The sequence below is a fragment of the Xanthomarina sp. genome (assembly GCF_035306705.1).
Classification (GTDB): Bacteria; Bacteroidota; Bacteroidia; order Flavobacteriales; family Flavobacteriaceae; genus Xanthomarina.
This window is the reverse complement of the sequence record NZ_DATGNO010000178.1, coordinates 1-19587: the sequence shown is the minus strand read 5'-3', so window position 1 is coordinate 19587 and position 19587 is coordinate 1. Positions and strand designations below refer to the sequence as shown.

Genomic DNA, 19587 nt, shown 5'->3' with positions numbered 1-19587 from the left:
GGGTTACTTATTTAATTCTTTTTTTACTTGCTCCAGAACTTCTGGACAAACGGTTACCGTATACTTATTTTCCAATCCTAAAATCCAGTTGGCTTCTTTGTAATTCTGAAAATCGCTTATTACAGCTCCTTTGGCCTCATCAAACGTTTTTAATGATTTAGGCAAAACCTCTTTTACGTTGGCAATTATATAGGAATCGTTAAATTTGTAGATATCTGAAACACCTGTTTTAAACTGAAAATCTTCTGGCAAGGATTGATGCTGTTTATCCATAATTCCAGAAGTGAAAATAACTTCTATTTCATTCTCTGAATTAAGCGCAGCTTTAATTTGGTCTGGCGTTTCATTTTTACGCATTAATTTTTGAACCTTTTTTATCACCGCCTTTTTAGCCGAAGATGCCACCATGGCATCTGCTCTTTGATTCCAGTAATAAGACTCCTTATTGCTGTTGTAATATTGGCTCAACCCTGTTGAATCGTTTTTAGCTGCATTCCAAATTTCGGTTTCCATTAAATCGAACAATAATAAACCATCCCTGTATTCTCCTACAATATTCGCGAAATCCTGGTTTTCAAACTCCAAGTGCTCTTCTTTATATTGTAACAATTGTTGTTCCAAGAAGCTGTTATAGGTATTGGAAACCAAAATTTCAAAAGAAGTTTTTGGTAATTGACGACGTTGATTTTTTTCTAAAAACATTCCAAAATCGTTATAACTTATTGGTTTGTCTTGAATATTAATCAATGTTTTATCTGTCTTGAAATCTTGAGGCAGCATCCAGTTTCCTTCAAAATAACTGTCGTTTAAAATAGAAGCGAAATAGCTTAAATCCGGTTGTTTGCTAGATACTTGATATTGCTCCTTTAAACTATTCAGTACCGATTGATTGATTAATTTTGATCGCGAATCTCTTTTTACTTTTTCTCCTAGTTCTGTTTTTGCCTTATCGAAAGGTTCTACAGGTTTTTTAGCGTATAATTTTATAATATGCCAACCGTATTGAGTTTCAAAAGGTTTAGATATATCTCCAACCTTTTCTATACTAAAAGCTTCATTCTCAAACTCTATAGCGCTTAATTGCCCTCCAGAAAATGGAGAAAGCAATCCTCCTTTACTAGCGGTACTTTGGTCTTCAGAAAATTGTTTTGCTAAAGACTCAAAATCTTCACCTTGTTGCAATTTTAAATAAATTTCGTTAATCCTTGTTTTTGGATCTCCTTGAGAATTTTCTTTATTTTGATTGTTAATCATAATGTGCGCCACTGTGCGCTCACCTCTAGAAACTCTTTTATCTGTAACCATCACAATGTGATAACCAAAACGAGTTTTAAATGGCATGGACACTTGTCCTACTGGAGTATTGTACGCCGCTGTTTCAAAATCGTAAACCATTTTAAAGGCAGAAAAATAGCCTAAATCTTCAGCAAAAACAGTTTTGCCGTCATGTACCTCATTTTTAACAGCCTCAAATCCTTCGTTTTCTAGTCTATCTCTTAATTTCAATAATTGGTTATAGGCTTTTAAAGTATCGGAAGGAGTTGGGTTTTCATCTAAACGAATTAAAATATGCTGAGCTTCAATTTCATTTATCATCCGGTCATAAGCTTCTTCAACAAGTTCGTCAGTAACTTTAGAGTCTGTCATGTAGTTACTTGCCAACTGAGATTTATAACTAGCTAACTCTCTAATATAAGATGTTTTTTTGTCTAGACCCAAGTTTTGGGCTTCTTTAAGTTTAAGCTTATAGTTTACAAACAACTTTAGATATTCGTCCACATCCTTTTGCGATTCATCTTTTACCAAATCGATGTTTTTATTAAAAACCCTAATAAATTCTGATGTGTAAACTGGATCGTTTTCAACAGAAAACAAAACGGAATCATTTGAATCTTGTGCGTAAATAGTGAAAAAACACAAAGAAAAAACAATGCGTAAAAAATATTTAATCATGTTTGTTTATTTTTTTATACAAGTGCAAAAGTAATAATATTAAGCTATAATGCAAGGTGCATTAACAAACGGTTTAGAAAGTTTTTTAGTGTCCTAAAATATAATCGTTTTTAAGCTTTTAAATTGTTTTATGCTTATATTTAATAAATTTTTCAATAAAAACAGGGTGTATCAAACATCAAATCCTTAAATAAATTGACAATTGAAACTAGTTTTCTTTTATGATTCAAAACATACAGCTTTTTTAACTTTTTCATTCTCAACAAACTACGTTCGAATAAATAGATGAAATTCACCACAGAAATATTAATCCGTACTCCTTTAAGCGATTTTGTAAAAAAATTACAAAATCCTGAAAACTTGAAATACTGGCAACGGGATTTTATAAGCTATGATGTTATTTCTGGATATCCAGGAGACGTAGGTTCTAAAATGAAATTGGTTTATAAAACGGGAAAACGGAAGTTGGAACTTATCGAAACCGTTATCCATAAGCAGGATTCATACGAGTTCCATGTGATGTACGATACAAAGGAGATGCAAAATATTCAAGAAAATTATTTTGAAGAAACACCCGAATTACATACAAAATGGGTTGCAATAAATGAATTTCTTCCTATGAGTTTTAAGATGCGGATGATGCTTATTTTAATGCCCAGAACTTTTAAAAAACAAACCAAACAATACATGCAAGATTTTAAGGATTTTGCCGAAAAAGAACTTTAACAACACATGAGAAAGCTTAAATTAATATGGGATTTTACAGGTCCTAATTCTGCGAAAACTGCCGAACATCACGAAATACATTTAAAAGAATACATTGTTATTAAAAATCTAGAATTGAATATTACAGGATTCCAGATTTTGAGCGAAATGCACGCCATTGCTTATATGGTGGTTTTTGAAGACCATATGAAACCGGTGAGAGATGCATTAAAACCCCATCGAGGTGTAGTTTATACAGAATAACTAATTCGGAAATTTAGCTCTTCAAATCCATTTGCTTCAAGCTTTCTATTCTGTTTCTTTCTAAAAAGGCATCAATTGTTTCAAAGTGCTCAATAACTCGTTGGTCCTTAAACTCAAAGACTTTTTGAGATAAGCCTTGTAGAAAATCCCTGTCATGGGAAACTAAAATTAATGTGCCATCAAAAGCCAATAAAGCTTCTTTTAAAACGTCTTTGGATTTTAGGTCCAAATGGTTTGTTGGCTCATCCAGAATAAGTAGGTTAACTGGCTCCAAAAGCAATTTTACCATGGCTAATCTGGTTTTTTCACCTCCCGATAAAACACTTACTTTTTTATCGATATCGTCTCCACCAAACATAAAACGACCTAAAATATTTTTAATTTGTGTTCTTACATCTCCTTCTGCAACTTCATCTACCGTTTGAAAAACAGTTAAGCTTTCGTCCAGTAAAGACGCTTGGTTTTGGGCAAAATATCCCACTTTCACATTATGTCCCAAACTGCATTTTCCTTGAAAATCAATTTCTCCCATAATGGCTTTAATCATGGTCGATTTACCTTCACCGTTTCGTCCCACAAAAGACACTTTTTCTCCTCTAGAAATAGACATATTGGCATTTTTAAAAACCACATGATCTCCATAGGATTTGGATAAATCCTGAACAGTTACTGGATAATCTCCAGAACGCTGAGATGGTGGAAACCTTAATTTTAAAGAAGAAGAATCTATCTCATCTATTTCAATAATCTCCAATTTCTCCAGCATACGCTCTCTAGAGCTCACTTGATTTGTTTTTGAGTAAGTGCCTTTAAAACGTTCGATAAACGTCATGTTATCTGCTATAAACTTTTGTTGTTCTTGATATGCTTTTACTTGGCTTGCTCGTCTTTCTTCTCGCAATTGTAAATAATGAGAATAATTAGCCTTATAATCGTAAATACGTCCCATAGTTACTTCTATGGTTCTATTGGTAATATTATCTATAAACGCCCTGTCATGCGAAATAACCACAACAGCTTTGGCTTTATTAATTAAAAAATCCTCTAACCAAATAACAGACTCAATATCAATGTGGTTGGTAGGCTCATCCAACAGGATTAAATCGGGTTTTTGAAGTAATATTTTCGCCAATTCAATTCTCATTCGCCAACCGCCGCTAAATTCACTTGTTAAGCGCTGAAAATCTTCACGCTTAAAACCTAAACCTCCTAATGCTTTTTCTACTTCGGCATCGTAATTAACATCTTCAAGCGCATAAAATTTTTCGCCTAAATCCGATACTTTTTCAATAATTGACATGTACTCGTCAGATTCGTAATCTGTTCTAGTTTCCAATGCTTTATTAAGCTGGTCCATCTCGTTTCGCATTTCAAAAATATGCTTGAAGGCTTTGGATGCTTCTTCAAAAACAGTACAATTATCTTCGGTAAATAGATGTTGTGGTAAATAAGCAATAATAGCATCTTTAGGACATCTAACATGTCCACGAGACGCCTTTTGCTCTCCAGCAATAATTTTCATCATGGTAGATTTTCCTGCACCATTCTTCCCCATTAAAGCTATTTTATCATTTTCGTTTATAACAAAAGAAACATCTTTAAATAACGTATGACCACTAAACTCTACTGCTAAACCATCTATTGAAATCATTGACTGTGTATTTTTTAAGAGCGCAAAATTATGGAAAAGAAATTTGAAATTCAGAATTAAAAATGAAGAATTATTTTCAAAGGAAATTGAATAAAAACAAAAAACAAGTTTTCAGTTTAAGTTATAAGAATATAACTGTTTATCCAATTATAAAAGGAATTTTAAACTTTGAATCTTGTATCTTAAAGCATCGGCGAAAACAGACGTGCCAATTTATCTAAAAACCTATAATAAGTGGGTCTGCTTAACCATTCCTTTAAATCTATAATTGTAGAAACTTCTAAATCTTTGTAGAAAGCTGTTCTTAATTCATTTGTTATTTCTTCATCGTACACAATGGCATTTACCTCAAAGTTTAAATCGAAACTTCTTACATCCATATTTGCGGTTCCAACGATGGCAATTTCATTATCGATTACCATGGTTTTTGCATGAACAAATCCTTTTTGATAGCGATATATTTCTACACCCGATTTCAATAAATCGGCATAATATGAGCAAGCTGCAGCATTAACCAATTTAGAATCTGATTGACCTGGAACAAGCAATTTTACATGAACACCACTTTTTCCAGAAATAAGCAAGGCATCCATAATACTTTTACTTGGTATAAAATAAGGCGTTGTTATTAAGATTTCTTTTTCGGCCAAATTGATGGCTTGCAAGAGGGCGAATTTAATGGTAGGTACATCAGAATCTGGACCACTAGCTGTAATTTGAACGTGCTTATCTTCTGTGGAGTGGAAAAACTCCTTTGGAGGAAAAAAATCGTCATTAATGGACATTTCATCTTGGGCACAAAAATTCCAATCGCATAAAAACAGATACTGCAAATACCAAGTTGCCGGGCCTTCTATTTTTAAATGTGTGTCTCTCCAAAAGGTTTTATTTTTATTGGGTTCTGTATTTATATATCGATCGCTTACATTAATACCTCCAACAAACGAAGTGTGTCCATCAATCACTATAATTTTTCTGTGGTTGCGATAATTAATTCTATTGGCAAGAGCTATCAATTTAATTTTATAAAATGGAAATACTTTAGCACCTGCATCCCTTAATCTTTTTACTTGCTTTTTTCTTATTGAACGACTTCCAAAATCATCATAAATAAATCGAACTTCAACTCCTTCTGCTACTTTTTTGATAAGAAGTTCTATAATCTCGTTACCAATATTATCATCTTCAAAAATATAATATTCTATATGAATGTGATGTTTTGCTTGAGCTATACTCGCTAGAACATCAGGAAATTTCTCTTCGCCATTAAGAAGCAATTTAACATTGTTATTATTGGTTAAAGGACTGAGATTATCCTTTAAAATTAAGTTTACTAGTTTTTTATTGTCTTGAACGTTATCATCTCCTTCTTTTAAAACACCTTTGGAATATGTGATAAGTCTTTTTTCTAGATTGCTTTGAAGTTGCGCATTGGTCAATAATTTTTTATCATACATTTTCCGAATCCGATAATTAACACCAAAGGAAAAATATATAATGATACCAATGATAGGAACAAATACAACTAGCATTAAATACGCCAAGGCTTTGGTCGTATTTTTGGTGTCGAAAATAACACGATAACTCACCAACATTAAAATTATAACGTAAAGTATTTCTAAAATTAAAAGGTAGTTCATGAGCGCTTGTAAAGTCTGTGTTATTCTTTTTCTATAACTCGTTGTAAATCCAAGTCGTGAAAATCGAAACTGAAATCGATGTTTGGTGAAATTCCTTTCATTTTTATACTTTGAGCCTGCCCATTTTCATCTAAAGAAAACATAGCAAAGGCATCGGCATTCATATCTTGGTATTCCCATTTAATAGCAAAGGTATTTGCTTGGTAATAATACATTTCACCATTAAGTTTTGGCGATCGGTGAGATTTTATCCAAAGTTTTCCATCCTTATTAAAAACTTCCATATTACCAAACCAGTTGTCTTTGTATATACCCATATAATCTGAAGTCTTAATTTTAATCTTTTTATTAGCTTCTACAGTTTTCCATACAGCATCGGTTACTTTATCTCCTTCTGCTTCTCTGCTCTTAAAATATTCATGAAATTTATCGGTCCATTTGTTATCGTCTAAGCCTAAATATCCGTCTACTATAGTTCTAGAAACTGCCAAAAACACTCCTGCTCCACCAGGTTCTGTATTAGTAAGCACAACTATGCCTGCATTTAAATCTGGAATTAACACCGTTGTACTTAGCATCCCTGGAAGACCACCTGTGTGCGAAACTATCAAATTGCCTTTTTTATCTGTTAAATCCCAACCTAAGCCATAACCCGAAAAATGGGAGTTATATCGCGGACTTCGGTTAACATCTGTTGTGGTATGAATTTTCCACATTTCATGTTGACTTTCCTCAGAAAACAATTGATTCTCTAAATTTTCTCCATATTTCCCTTGGTTAAGCTGCAAGAGCATCCATTGTGAAATATCATTTACATTGGCATAAATTCCCCCAGCAGCTCCATTTATCATTTCTTGATAACTTGGCAATACCTTATAGTTGTTATTTACAACATTATGAGGCAAAGCTAAATTAGTATCGTCTGTAACAAGGTTAAAAGCAGGATAGGATTGATCCATGTCTAAAGGCTTAAAAATACGTTTGTCGATAAATGCTTCCCAAGTCATGCCGGATTTTCTAGCAATTATTTCACCAGCCACCAAATACAAAAGGTTGTCGTAATCGAATTGGGTTCTAAAAGCAGAAACAGGTTTAAAGTATTGAAAACTTGATAGTAAATCGTCGATGGTAAAATTTGAACCATCTGGAAAAATCATTAAATCTCCAATTCCTAAACCTAAACCACTTCTATGTGTTAATAGATCCTGAATATTGAAGTTTTCGGTTACATATAGATTATACATTTTAAACTCTGGAATATGATCTTTTACTTTATCGGTCCAGTTAAGTTTCCCTTCTTCAACTAAAAGAGCCAAAGCTGTTGTTGTAAATGCTTTACTATTGGATGCTATGGCAAAATTGGTATGTTCATTTACCCTTTTATTTGTTAATTTTGAAGTAACGCCATATCCTTTTTCATGAATTATTTTGCCGTCCTTAACAATAGCAACTGCTACTCCAGCCACTTTAAATTTTTCCATGGCATCGTTTACCAAACTATCTATTTGAGGTGAAGTTAATTGAGCAAAAATCGAAATGTTTAGAACGAAGAATAGAATAAAACTTGAGAGGTATTGGTTGGGTTTTAATGATTTCATAAGTGATGAATATTTAATATGAAGTTGATTTTAAAGATAATTATTTAATCATTATTATCCTATTTTTATATTCTCCGCTTGTAATTTCAAATAAATAAAAACTAAACCTCTTATTTGATTGAAAAGAAATAAACAATATGTATTTTTTAAAAAAACGCCACTAGTACACAGATAATGATTTTACATTCGTGCAATAGTGGCAGCTTTTATTAAACGCTTAAATAAAATTTATTTAAACTTTGAAATCAAGTCTTGTAAAGACACTTTTTCTTGTTCTCCAGAAACCATGTTCTTTAAAGTATAACTATCTGATTTAATTTCCTCATCACCCACTAAAACCACAAAAGGAATGTTGCGCTTGTTCGCGTGGTTCATTTGCTTTTTCATTTTGCCAGCATCTGGATATAATTCGGAATTAATGCCATTTAATCTCAGTTGTTTTATGGCTTTTAAACAAAATAGAGCTTCGGTTTCTCCAAAATTGATAAAGAGTAAATCGATGTTTTTGGTAACTGTTTCTGGAAATAAATTAAGTTCTTCGAGAACCAAATAAATCCGATCCAAACCAAAACTAATACCAACACCACTTACCTCTTTCATTCCAAAAATGCCAGTAAGATCGTCGTAACGTCCACCGCCACCAATAGAACCCATTTGTACTTTTTCTGGAGCAGACACTTCATAAATAGCACCTGTATAATAATTTAATCCTCTTGCAAGAGTAACATCTAATTGTAAAGTAGCTGTTTGCAAACCAATTTCGGTAATAGCTTTGTCAATAAACTCCAATTCCTGAATACCTTTTTTACCTTCTTCTGAAGTGTTTAAAATGCTTTTTAGCTGTTCTACTTGAGAATTAAAAGATCCTGAAAGCGTAAACAAAGGTTGCAGTTTTTCGATACCTTCTTTAGAAATACCCTTTTCCAGCATTTCTTCTTTTACTTTTTCGGCTCCTATTTTATCGAGTTTATCTAAAGCTACTGTAAAATCGATTAATTTATCGCTGGCTCCAATGACTTCCGCAATTCCAGAAAGTATTTTTCGGTTGTTGATTTTAATGACTACTCCTTCTAATTTTAAGGCTTTAAAAACAGCATCGTATAGTTGCACAAACTCTACTTCCTGCCATAAAGAGGTAGATCCAACTACATCCGCATCGCATTGGTAAAACTCTCTAAAGCGTCCTTTTTGAGGTCTGTCTGCTCTCCAAACAGGTTGCATTTGGTAGCGCTTAAATGGAAACTCAATCTCATTTTGATGTTGAACTACATAACGCGCAAAAGGAACTGTTAAATCGTAGCGAAGGGCTTTTTCGGAGATTTTAGAAGTTATGGCATTAGAGTTTTTTGTAGAATATAGTTTATCATCCACTTTGTTTAAATAATCCCCAGAATTCAAGATTTTAAAAATCAGTCTATCACCTTCTTCGCCATATTTTCCCATTAATGTTTCAGAGTTTTCGAAACTTGGAGTTTCTATGGGCTGAAAACCATACAATTCAAATTGCGTTTGAATGGTATTAAATATATAGTTGCGTTTAGCTACTTGCTCTGGAGTAAAATCTCTGGTTCCTTTTGGAATACTTGGTTTTTGTGCCATAATATTTCCTGCGAAAGCAGGAATCTTATTAAATGATTATCTATTATTTTAAGTGTACTCCACATCACACAATCACTTATGTAGTGTTGTTAGTTGTGGGGAACAAAAATAAAGAATTAAATACGTCAGGTCGAATTTTTTATAGAAAAAAAACCTAGCAGCATTTATATAAAAATGGGCATTAAAATTAAAAAGGATTTATGTTAAGTTAACTTTGAATTGTATCAAAAAAAACAAAACCCTGTATGCGCCTCACTATCATTGGTTTATAAAAACGAGTTATTATAAAAAAATAATAAGATTCCGAAAGCAGTTTTCCATTTAAAAATTTAGTTATTTTTGGCGTACCTACTTAATGTTTAACTCAAATTTACTATGTCTAAAAACTACCTATTCCTATTATTTTTCTGTGCTTCATTTTTAAATTTATTCGCACAATCCGATTGCTCAGGAGCTCAAGCTTACATTGTTTATGCTTTATCAAACTCCAAATCTGCTTTAGATGCAAATAATATTACGCATGCAAAACATTATGCTGAAAAAGCAAAAGAATCTTTTGAGAATGTGCAAGCTTCGCTTAAAAACTGCCACTGCGATGAAGTCGACGATCTTGTTTACAACGCCATTGATTATTTATCTAAAGCCAAACCTGCAGTAAAAATAGAAGATGCATACTATTTTGCCAAAAAAGGCAGAGAACTAGCCGAAGCCACTATACAAAAATTAGATGCTTGCACTGTAACCCAAGACGTTGTTGCCACCGCTCCATTAAACGAGGCCGATGGATTAGCATCTATTGTACTCGAACAAGAGCAACTAAAGCAACAGCAAAAAGCCTTAGAGCAAAAACAAGCAGAACTAAATCAAAAAATAATTCAGAAAAAAGAGCAGGAATTATCTTTGAAAAAAGAAACACTTATCTCAAAGATGGAATTAACGGTTGCAAATAATATTAAAACGTTTAATGATGCTTTAAGTGCTTGTGATTGCAATATGAAAGTTTTAAGTAAACCAATAAACAGTGCCGATTTATTATCTAAATCGATAGAAGATATTAGATTATGGTTTATGGATACACTTGAAGAATTATCATCTAACTATACAATGAAATTAAAGGATTGTAATAGATAAATAATAAAATATGATTGCCGAAGTTTTTCAATAATAAAATATCATTTTATTTGAAACAACTTCGGCATTTCAATATTCCTGTCAAGCAGTTACAGAAATAGCATTAATTAATCAACTTATCGAAATAGTTAAACAAATCGCCTTTGGTGATCACGCCACCTTGTTCGATTAATTTGAACTTATCGGCATTTTTATCGTTTGTATAATCTTTTTTAGCTTGTAAAAATTCTACATCGTCATCCATTAAATTTTCTCGCAACCAATTAAAACCATCGGTAGTGGATAAATCAATTGGATTTTTTATTTTAATAGCAATCAAATGTATGTGTTCTTCCTTTAAATAAAATAAATGAATTTGCTGTGGTGAAATATGTTCAATAAACTCCACTTTGTTCAAAACACCTTCCCAAACCAAATCGCTAAACACATCTAATTCTTGTTCGGCAACTTCTGGCTTGTTTACTTTAATATCCTCCCATTCTTGAGCTGTAATGGTTTGTGTAGCAAGAAAGTTGATAAATTCCTTATGTAGTTCTTCAAACTGTTCTTTTGTTAATCTCGCGTATTTCATAAGTCTTTTAATCTCCCAAAAAGGAAGAAAATATTTATTTAACACGAAACTATTTTTAAAATAATTGCGTGTTAATTTTGATTAATAAATTCTTCATAGCCTTTTAAATCTATGAAATATTAAAAACTAAAAATGAAAAAGCCCCAACAAGGTTGAGGCTTTAAATATGTTAATCGGTAATATTAAGCTTGAGCGATAACTTCGAAAGGAATTTCGAAAGTTACTTCTCTGTGTAAACGAATTACAGCATTGTACTGTCCTAAACGTTTAATGTTTCCACCTGTAATATTTACGAATTTTTTATCGATTTCATGTCCAGCTTTTTCAAAAGCCTCTACTAAATCCATTTTGGTAATTGAACCAAATAATTTATCACCTGCCGTAGCTCCTTCAGTTGCTTTAGCTGGTATTTTAATTTCCAATGCTTTAATTGCCTCAGCAGTTTTAGTAGCATCTTCTATTATTTTCTTGTCTTTATAAGCACGTTGCTTTAAGTTTTCTGCTAATACTTTTTTAGCAGAAACTGTAGCTAAAACAGCTTGCTTTTGTGGGATTAAAAAGTTTCTACCATAACCGTTCTTAACCGTTACAACATCGTCTTTAAATCCTAAATTTTCAACGTCTTGTTTTAATATAAGTTCCATTGTTATGAGTATTTTATTTTAATAAATCGGCCACATAAGGCATTAATGCTAAATGACGAGCTCTTTTTACAGCAACTGACACTTTTCTTTGATATTTTAAAGAAGTTCCAGTTAAACGTCTTGGTAAAATTTTACCTTGTTCGTTTACAAAACCTAATAACCAATCTGCATCTTTATAATCTACATATTTGATTCCAGATTTCTTGAAACGACAATATTTTTTATTCTTGTTGGTTTCAATATTTAAAGGCGTTAAATATCTAATTTCTCCGTCCTTTTTTCCTTTTGCTTGTTGTTCTATAGATGACATAATTACGCTTTTTGTTTAAGTTTTTCTCTTCTTCTCTCTGCCCAAGATATAGCATGTTTGTCTAAAGCAACAGTTAAGTAACGCATAAAACGCTCATCACGTCTAAACTCTACTTCTAATGGAGTGATTACTTCTCCATCAACGGTGTACTCAAATAAGTGGTAAAATCCACTTTTTTTCTTTTGAATTGGGTAAGCTAATTTTTTTAGTCCCCAATCTTCTTTTGATACCATCTTTGCTCCACGAGAAGTAAGAAATTCTTCATATTTCTGTACTGTCTCCTTTATCTGGGTTTCAGATAAAACGGGATTTAAGATGAAAACAGTTTCGTAATGATTCATATTAAATTGTTTTTATTGTTAAAAATGAGTGCAAAAATAAGAATATTATTTATATCTTACAACATTAAAACCAACATATTTACCCAACTGAAATATAAATGTTAAATTATGTTAAAATGTACGTTTTACCGATGTTATTTGGTTTTTGACCGAATTTTTCGTACTATTGTCGATACTTAACCGAAATAAAAATTAATGTTATGACTTTAAACTGTGTAGTAGTTGATGACTCAGCAATTCAGCGCCTCTCCATTGTTAAGTTAATTGAAAGCCATTCTTCTCTTAACTTGATCGCCGAATACAATAGTGCTCTCGAGACTAAAAACGGCCTTAACCACCATAAGGTCGACTTAATCTTTCTAGATATTGAAATGCCTGTATTAAATGGATTTGAACTTTTAGACGTTTTAAATAATAAACCTCAAATTATATTTGTTACTGGTAAAACAGAATATGCATTTAAAGCTTTTAACTACGACGCTACAGATTATTTGCATAAGCCTATAACTAGAGAACGTTTTAATACAGCCGTTGATAAAGCTGTAGAACAACATAAATTAAAATTAGACTTTAACGAAACTGAAGGGGAACATATTTTTGTAAAAAGCAACCTTAAAAAACGTAAAGTTTACATTAAAGATATTAAGTGGATTGAAGCTTTAGGAGATTACGTGAAACTAGTTACCGAGGAAACAAGCTTGGTGGTTTTATCTACTATGAAAGCCTTTGAAGCAGAACTTCCTGAGGGAAAGTTTTTAAGAATCCACAAATCGTACATTGTTAATTTAGATAAAATTGACAGGTTTAACAGTAAAAATGTTGAAGTTGGAGCTTATGAAATTCCGCTAAGCAGGAACAAAAAGACCCAATTGGTAGATGCTTTGAACAATAATATTACTTAAACCTAAAATCAATAATTATCGACATTTAAAATTACTCTTACAGCCCTAAAATCTTTTACAGCAAAGAAGCTATTGTTAATTTTAATCATGGCTTCTTTTGTTTTTGATACAGATTGCTTTGGTGGGATTTTTACTATAATATGCTTTATAAACTGATTTCTTATTCTTGAAACAGGTGGGAATTCTGGACCAAGCACATGGCTCTTAAAAACCAAACGCAAAGACTTGGCATACCAATCTGCTGCCACATTTACTTTATTATAATTACGGTGTTTTAATGTAATTTTTATCAACCTATAAATTGGTGGATATTTAAAATTACGACGTTCGTCCATTTGTTCCTCATACATTTCCAAGTAGGAATTTGAAGCAACCTGCTGTAATATTTTATGGTACGGATTATAAGTTTGGATCAAAACCTTACCTCTCTCCTCTGTTCTTCCAGCTCTCCCTGATACTTGCACCATGAGTTGAAAACTTCGTTCATGTGCTCTAAAATCTGGAAAATTAAGCATATTGTCAGCATTCATAATACCAACCAATTTAACATGTCTAAAATCCAAGCCTTTGGTCAACATTTGCGTACCTACCAAAACATCTATTTCCTGTTGCTCGAGTGCTGTAATTAGTTTTTCGTAGCCATATTTTCCTCGGGTAGTATCCATATCCATTCTAGCCACTTTGTAATCTGGAAAAAGTTCTTTTACCTCCTCTTCCACTTGTTGGGTTCCAAAACCCTTATTATCCAGATCCAAACTCCCGCAAGCTTCGCAAGCTTTAATCATGACAGCATGGTAACCGCAATAATGACAGCGCAACTGGTCTTTATATTGATGATAGGTTAAACTAACATCGCAGTTTGGGCATTGAGGCGAAACTCCACAAGTTCGACATTCCACGATGGGGGAAAAACCCCTCCTGTTTTGAAATAAAATAACCTGATGTCCAGCTTTAAGGGTTTCCGTCATTTCATCGATTAACCGATCGCTAAAATGACCAGTCATTCGTTTGCGTTTTTGCTTGTCTTTAATATCTACCAACTCAATATCTGGCATCAACACATTATTATACCTAGTGTTTAATTCCACCAAAGCATACTTCTTTATTTTAGTATTATAAAAACTTTCTACACTTGGTGTTGCAGAGCCCAACAAGGTTTTACAGTTAAATAAATGCCCTAAAACAATAGCAGAATCTCTTGCATGATACCGAGGTGCCGGATCGAATTGCTTGTATGAAGACTCGTGTTCTTCGTCCACGATAACCAGTCCTAAATCGCGAAATGGTAATAAAACTGAAGACCGTGCTCCAAGAACAATTTGGGCTTTCGTCGATTTATTTAAAACTTGATTCCAAACCTCAACCCGTTCTTGAGATGAATATTTGGAATGGTAAACAGCAACTTTTTCTCCAAAATAATCCTGCAACCTATTAACTAATTGCGTGGTTAAAGCTATTTCTGGAAGTAAGTATAATACTTGTTTGTTTTGCGCTAAAACCTCTTCGATTAATTTGACATATATCTCCGTTTTCCCTGAAGAAGTTACGCCATGCAACAAAGTAATATTATGGGTTTCAAAAGAAGATTTAATTTCATGGAAAGCAATATTCTGTGCCTCACTTAGCTGTTTTATTGGATTGTTTTCTTCACCTAAATATTCAATCCTATCTGTTTGAATATAATATTCTTCAAGAACATTTTTATCCAATAACGATTTAATAATAGCTGAAGACGTGTTGCTTTTTTCGGTTAATTCTGAAACTTTAATGGGTTTCTTGGTTTGGGCAGAAAGCGAAAACAAAGTCATAATAACCTCTCTTTGTTTTGGAGCCCTACTTAATTCCTCAAGTAAATCTTGCAAACCTTGATTAGTTGAAAATCGGGATTGAAGTTTCACATAACGCACCAATTTGGGTTTATATTTCTCGAAAATCTCTTCATCAACACTTATCACTTTTTTTTCTAATAAACTTTTAATTACAGGAAGTACATTCTTTTTATCCAGAATACTCATAATATCATGGATTTTTAATGAGGATTCATGTTGAAGGGCTTCAAAAATTAAAAACTCTTCATCTTTTAAATCAGATTCTTTAAAAGAACCTTCTCTATCAATAGTTATAATAGTTTCACTTTCTAAAATAAACGCGCTCGGTAAGGCTGCTCGCATCACATCACCTAAATTGCACATATAATATTCAGCAATCCATTGCCAATATTCTAACTGTGTTTGGGTAATGACTGGCTTGTCATCGAGAATTTGGTGAATTTCTTTTGCTTCGTATGCATGAGGTTCATTGGTGTGAACGTTAAAAACCAAAGCTGTATAAATTTTTGCTTTTCCAAAAGGCACAGACACACGCATTCCTGGTTTTAAAAACCCAACTTCAGCTTCCGTAATACTATATGTGAATAGTTTTGGAATAGGTATTGGAAGTATAACATCTATATAGTGCAAGATTCTGGTTGTTAAGTGTTAGGTAAAAAGCTATTGGGTTTTAGCAGTTAGTTTATTTATTTTTCTCAATCGGTGTAATGATGCATTCAATTCATAACCTAAAAGCAAGATGTTTGAGTTTAACCATAGATAAAATAACAAAATCAAAAGCGCTCCAATAGATCCATAGAGATCGTTATACTTAGAAAAGTTTTTGATATAAATTCCAAACAAATAAGAACTCAAAATTATTAAAATTGTTGTAAATAAAGCTCCCACAGAAAAGAACTTCGATTCTTTTCCTTCCCTAGTCCCAAAATAATACAATACCGCAGTTGCCAGATATACCATAATAACAAAAAACATATACTTAGCTATTGGAATCCAAAACTGAAGATTGCTCTCTTCTAAAATACCATAATTCTCCAAATTTCCAAGTACATAAATTTGAAAGTACCCAAGGATCACCACTGTAAGAATTAATAAGAAGGCTAAAATTAAAGCCACTCCCAAAGCGTATAAATATTGTTTAATAACATTTCTACTAAGCTGCTCGTGGTAGGAACTTTCAAAGCCAGCAAATACGGCATTGATTCCATTGGCCATTAAAAAAATAGACACTAAAAAAACGGAAGATAATAATCCTCCTCGTTTCGTGGATTCTATATTGTCGAAAATACTATTAAAGAAAAAATCTGATGTACTTGGTGGTAAAAATGAATTTAAAAAATTTAGGAATTCTATTCTAAAATCGTCAATAGGTATTAAGGGAATTACAATTAATATAAACAGTAAAAACGGAAATATGGCTGTAAAAAAATTAAAAGCAATGGCACTTGCCCTTGTTGTTAATGCGCCTCTACCAATACCAATAATATAGAGTTCCACTAAATCATAAAATGAAAGACCTTCTAAACCTGGAAGTTTAATCTGCTTAAAGAATCTGACAATGACATTTAAAACAGGAATCTTTTCTAGGTTATCTTCTATGGGTTTGGTCATTTATTAGTTCAAAGTTTTAGATTTAAAATTCAAGGTTTTTTCATGGAAAACCAACTTTAAATTATGAGTGTTAAATTTAGGATTAAACAGCTTTCAAACTTAAGTCCATATTATAAACCGAATGGGTTAAAGCTCCCGAAGAAATATAATTTACACCGCATTCGGCATATTTTCTAATGGTTTTTTCATTGATACCTCCAGAGGACTCTGTTAAACATGAATCTCCAATTAAAGAGACCGCTGTTCTAGTATCTTCGAAGTTGAAATTATCGATTAAAATTCTATAAACCCCTTTGTTTTCAAGAATTTCTTTAATTTCATCTAGGTTTCTTGCTTCTACAATAATTTTTAAATCTCTATTCGTATCTTTTAAATACGCTTTAGTTTTATTTAAGGCATTGGTGATTCCTCCTGCAAAATCGATGTGATTGTCTTTTAGCATAATCATATCGTACAAGGCAAACCTATGGTTTTCTCCTCCTCCAATTTTCACTGCCCATTTTTCTAAGGCACGAATTCCTGGAGTGGTTTTTCTGGTATCTAAAATTTTTGTTCCGGTACCTTCCAATAAATCAACAAATTGTTTTGTTTTTGTAGCAATGGCACTCATTCGTTGCATGGCATTTAACACCAAACGTTCCGCTTTTAAAATAGATTGTGAAGAACCTTCCACGAAAAACACAATATCACCAAACTTCACTTCAGATCCATCTTTAATAAGAGTTTCAATTTTTAAATCCTTATCAATATAATGAAACACCTTTTTTGCAAATTCCACACCAGCTATTATGCCTTCATCTTTTACTAAGAGTTTCGCTTTACCCTCTGCCGTCACTGGAATACAAGCCAAAGAACTATGGTCTCCATCTCCTACATCTTCTCTTATGGCGTTGGCAACTATTATTTCTATCTCTTTATTGAATTGTTTTTCTGAAATCATGACTTTCTATTTGATGTAAAAATACTAATACAATTGCAAATTAGTTGCATTCTAAATTCTAAATTCCAATTAAAATGTAAATTTGCAATTCAAATATAGTTCAAATTGAGATTTTAATCCAAAGCACCTTTTCTATCGACAAGTAATAAGTTGGCTAATAATTAAAAAGTCTCTATCGAGCACGATTAAACATATAATGCAAATAAAACTTCTTGCCATAGGCAAAACGGATAACAAGCAACTTCAAGCCTTAATGGACGATTATCAAAAACGTTTAGGCTTTTATGTGAAGTTTGAATTGGAAATTGTTCCAGATTTAAAAAACACCAAGAATTTAAGCGAAGAGCAACAAAAACAAAAAGAAGGCGAACTTATTTTGAACAAACTCCAAGCACAAGATGTATTGATTTTGTTAGATGAAAACGGCAAACAATATAGCTCTGTTGGCTTTTCGGAGTATTTGCAAAAACACATGAATTCCGGAATCAAGCAATTGGTTTTTGTAATTGGTGGTCCTTATGGTTTTTCCAAAGATCTTTATGATAAAGCACATGGAAAACTTTCTTTGTCCAAAATGACTTTTTCACATCAAATGATTCGTTTGTTTGTAATAGAACAACTTTATAGAGGATTTACTATTTTAAAGAATGAACCGTATCACCATCAATAACTTATAGAAAAAACAGTTTCCTGCATATTTATACAATAAAACTAAAAAATCTCGTTACAAAACCCCTAAAATACTAGCATAAAAGCTTTTTTTTAAATGTTATAAGTTCTATTTTTGCGGACTCCAAACTAAAAATATAAAAATGATACCATTAAAACTTTTAACAACAGCACTCTTTTTTGTAACATTTTTTAACCTGCAAGAAGTTATTCCTCAAAACGATGTTACCGTTTTAAAATCTCAAATAAGCGAATTAGAAGATAAAATCACAGCCAATGAGGAAATTTTACTAAGTGGGGTGGCCGCATTAAAACGTGTGAAATCAAATTTAGCACAATTTAAAAAAACTATAGGAGCTACTAAAGAAGAAGTTAACAGAAAAGAAAAATTAGCTTCCGACATGCAGCAGAGATTAGCGAAGCTAAATACTCAAATCGAACACTACAAAGAGGAATTAGCAGATTTAGAAAAAAAATTAGCTAAAAAACTTAAGAAAAATCCATCGGAAGAACAAGAAATTGCTGAAGAGACTCAAAATATGTACGAGTTAAACTTAAATGGCGATGAAGAAAAACTTCTTTTACAAAAACAAGAACTTGAAGCTGCTCGTAAAAAATTGGATGACGACCGAAAATCAAGAGAAATTGCTTATTTAAAAGAACAAGAAACATTACGTTTAGAAGAGGAAAAATTAAATCTTTTAGATAATAAAATTAAAGCTAAGCAGCAAAATATTAGTAAAGAAAAAAACACATTAATAAGTGATCTTGAAGATGACATTAGCATTAATGAAGAGATTTTAATTAGTGGTCAAGTAGGATTAGTTAGATTGAAAACTAAATTAGAAGAAGCTAAATTAGATACTAAGGCATCTAAAGAAAGCATTGAAAGAAAAGAAGCTATTATTTTAAGTATTGAACAACGTTTAACTAAAATTCAAGATGAAATAGACGCAAAACTTCAAGACTTAGAAAATTTAAAAAAATAGGCGTTAAGCCAACTTTTAATTAACACATAACCCATTATTCATTTTCTTTAAATAAGATGAATAATGGGTTATGTGTTTTGGGACTATAATATTATTTTGTTTCCTGTTTGTTCATTGAAATTAATGGGTAGAAAAAGTTTCTTTTCTCTTTTTTAATTGAATATCCAAATCGCTAATAGTTTCTTTTACGGCCAATTCAAAATTACTTTCTGTTGAAGTAGCAAAAATTCGTGGTCCAGG

Annotated in this window: 18 protein-coding genes; 6 read left to right on the top strand and 12 right to left on the bottom strand. The window is 32.2% G+C overall.

Annotated elements, in window-relative coordinates; translation table 11 throughout:
* Window positions 1-3: 3 nt before the first annotated feature.
* On the bottom strand, window positions 4-1953 hold the full coding sequence (locus VKY47_RS14395) for a peptidylprolyl isomerase (protein WP_324313546.1): 1950 nt from the start codon (window positions 1951-1953) through the stop codon (window positions 4-6).
* Window positions 1954-2238: 285 nt separating this feature from the next.
* Here VKY47_RS14395 and VKY47_RS14390 point away from each other — a divergent pair, with 285 nt between their 5' ends.
* Together VKY47_RS14390 and VKY47_RS14385 are read left to right on the top strand one after the other, a co-directional pair.
* Window positions 2239-2679: an SRPBCC family protein gene (locus VKY47_RS14390; protein ID WP_324313545.1), complete on the top strand. Its 441-nt coding sequence runs from the start codon at window positions 2239-2241 to the stop codon at window positions 2677-2679.
* Between the two features lie 6 nt (window positions 2680-2685).
* Window positions 2686-2922 (top strand): hypothetical protein, encoded by a 237-nt coding sequence (locus tag VKY47_RS14385; protein ID WP_324313544.1) that lies wholly within the window; start codon window positions 2686-2688, stop codon window positions 2920-2922.
* Between the two features lie 13 nt (window positions 2923-2935).
* Here VKY47_RS14385 and VKY47_RS14380 read toward each other — a convergent pair whose 3' ends face one another.
* From VKY47_RS14380 to hisS, 4 genes are all read right to left on the bottom strand, one after another.
* Window positions 2936-4573, bottom strand: coding sequence for an ABC-F family ATP-binding cassette domain-containing protein (locus VKY47_RS14380; RefSeq protein ID WP_324313543.1), 1638 nt, complete (start codon window positions 4571-4573; stop codon window positions 2936-2938).
* Window positions 4574-4755: 182 nt separating this feature from the next.
* Window positions 4756-6213, bottom strand: a complete 1458-nt coding sequence (cls, locus tag VKY47_RS14375; RefSeq protein WP_324313542.1) for a cardiolipin synthase — start codon at window positions 6211-6213, stop codon at window positions 4756-4758.
* 20 nt (window positions 6214-6233) lie between these two features.
* Window positions 6234-7811, bottom strand: a complete 1578-nt coding sequence (locus VKY47_RS14370) for a serine hydrolase (protein ID WP_324313541.1) — start codon at window positions 7809-7811, stop codon at window positions 6234-6236.
* A gap of 228 nt (window positions 7812-8039) precedes the next feature.
* The gene (hisS, locus tag VKY47_RS14365; protein WP_324313540.1) at window positions 8040-9410 is read right to left on the bottom strand and encodes a histidine--tRNA ligase; all 1371 of its coding nucleotides are present in this window, start codon (window positions 9408-9410) and stop codon (window positions 8040-8042) included.
* 375 nt (window positions 9411-9785) lie between these two features.
* On the opposite strand from hisS, the gene VKY47_RS14360 reads away from it, so the two are divergent.
* Window positions 9786-10541, top strand: coding sequence for a hypothetical protein (locus VKY47_RS14360; protein WP_324313539.1), 756 nt, complete (start codon window positions 9786-9788; stop codon window positions 10539-10541).
* Window positions 10542-10644: 103 nt separating this feature from the next.
* On the opposite strand, the gene VKY47_RS14355 is transcribed toward VKY47_RS14360, so the two are convergent.
* The 4 genes from VKY47_RS14355 to rpsF all read right to left on the bottom strand — a co-directional run bounded on the left by VKY47_RS14355 (window position 10645) and on the right by rpsF (window position 12407).
* The gene (locus tag VKY47_RS14355) at window positions 10645-11112 is read right to left on the bottom strand and encodes a DUF6495 family protein (RefSeq protein WP_324313537.1); all 468 of its coding nucleotides are present in this window, start codon (window positions 11110-11112) and stop codon (window positions 10645-10647) included.
* 182 nt (window positions 11113-11294) lie between these two features.
* The gene (rplI, locus tag VKY47_RS14350) at window positions 11295-11756 is read right to left on the bottom strand and encodes a 50S ribosomal protein L9 (protein ID WP_324313535.1); all 462 of its coding nucleotides are present in this window, start codon (window positions 11754-11756) and stop codon (window positions 11295-11297) included.
* A 13-nt stretch (window positions 11757-11769) separates the two neighbouring features.
* Window positions 11770-12066: a 30S ribosomal protein S18 gene (gene rpsR / locus VKY47_RS14345; protein ID WP_007650017.1), complete on the bottom strand. Its 297-nt coding sequence runs from the start codon at window positions 12064-12066 to the stop codon at window positions 11770-11772.
* A gap of 2 nt (window positions 12067-12068) precedes the next feature.
* The gene (gene rpsF / locus VKY47_RS14340; RefSeq protein ID WP_324313533.1) at window positions 12069-12407 is read right to left on the bottom strand and encodes a 30S ribosomal protein S6; all 339 of its coding nucleotides are present in this window, start codon (window positions 12405-12407) and stop codon (window positions 12069-12071) included.
* Between the two features lie 200 nt (window positions 12408-12607).
* Here rpsF and VKY47_RS14335 point away from each other — a divergent pair, with 200 nt between their 5' ends.
* On the top strand, window positions 12608-13309 hold the full coding sequence (locus VKY47_RS14335; protein WP_324313532.1) for a LytR/AlgR family response regulator transcription factor: 702 nt from the start codon (window positions 12608-12610) through the stop codon (window positions 13307-13309).
* Window positions 13310-13317: 8 nt separating this feature from the next.
* Here the strand turns inward: VKY47_RS14335 and priA are convergent, their stop codons facing one another.
* The 3 genes from priA to nadC form a co-directional block, all read right to left on the bottom strand.
* Entirely contained in the window at window positions 13318-15771 is a 2454-nt protein-coding gene (gene priA, locus VKY47_RS14330) for a replication restart helicase PriA (RefSeq protein ID WP_324313556.1), read from the bottom strand.
* Window positions 15772-15798: 27 nt separating this feature from the next.
* The gene (locus VKY47_RS14325; RefSeq protein ID WP_324313531.1) at window positions 15799-16749 is read right to left on the bottom strand and encodes a YihY/virulence factor BrkB family protein; all 951 of its coding nucleotides are present in this window, start codon (window positions 16747-16749) and stop codon (window positions 15799-15801) included.
* An 82-nt stretch (window positions 16750-16831) separates the two neighbouring features.
* Window positions 16832-17689 carry a carboxylating nicotinate-nucleotide diphosphorylase gene (nadC, locus tag VKY47_RS14320; protein ID WP_324313530.1) on the bottom strand — a complete coding sequence of 286 codons (858 nt, stop codon included), beginning with the start codon at window positions 17687-17689 and terminating at the stop codon, window positions 16832-16834.
* Between the two features lie 196 nt (window positions 17690-17885).
* Between nadC and rlmH the strand changes: the two genes are divergently transcribed.
* Together rlmH and VKY47_RS14310 are read left to right on the top strand one after the other, a co-directional pair.
* Window positions 17886-18359 (top strand): 23S rRNA (pseudouridine(1915)-N(3))-methyltransferase RlmH, encoded by a 474-nt coding sequence (rlmH, locus tag VKY47_RS14315; RefSeq protein ID WP_324313528.1) that lies wholly within the window; start codon window positions 17886-17888, stop codon window positions 18357-18359.
* Between the two features lie 142 nt (window positions 18360-18501).
* Window positions 18502-19347: a coiled-coil domain-containing protein gene (locus tag VKY47_RS14310; RefSeq protein WP_324313527.1), complete on the top strand. Its 846-nt coding sequence runs from the start codon at window positions 18502-18504 to the stop codon at window positions 19345-19347.
* Window positions 19348-19587 lie beyond the last annotated feature (240 nt).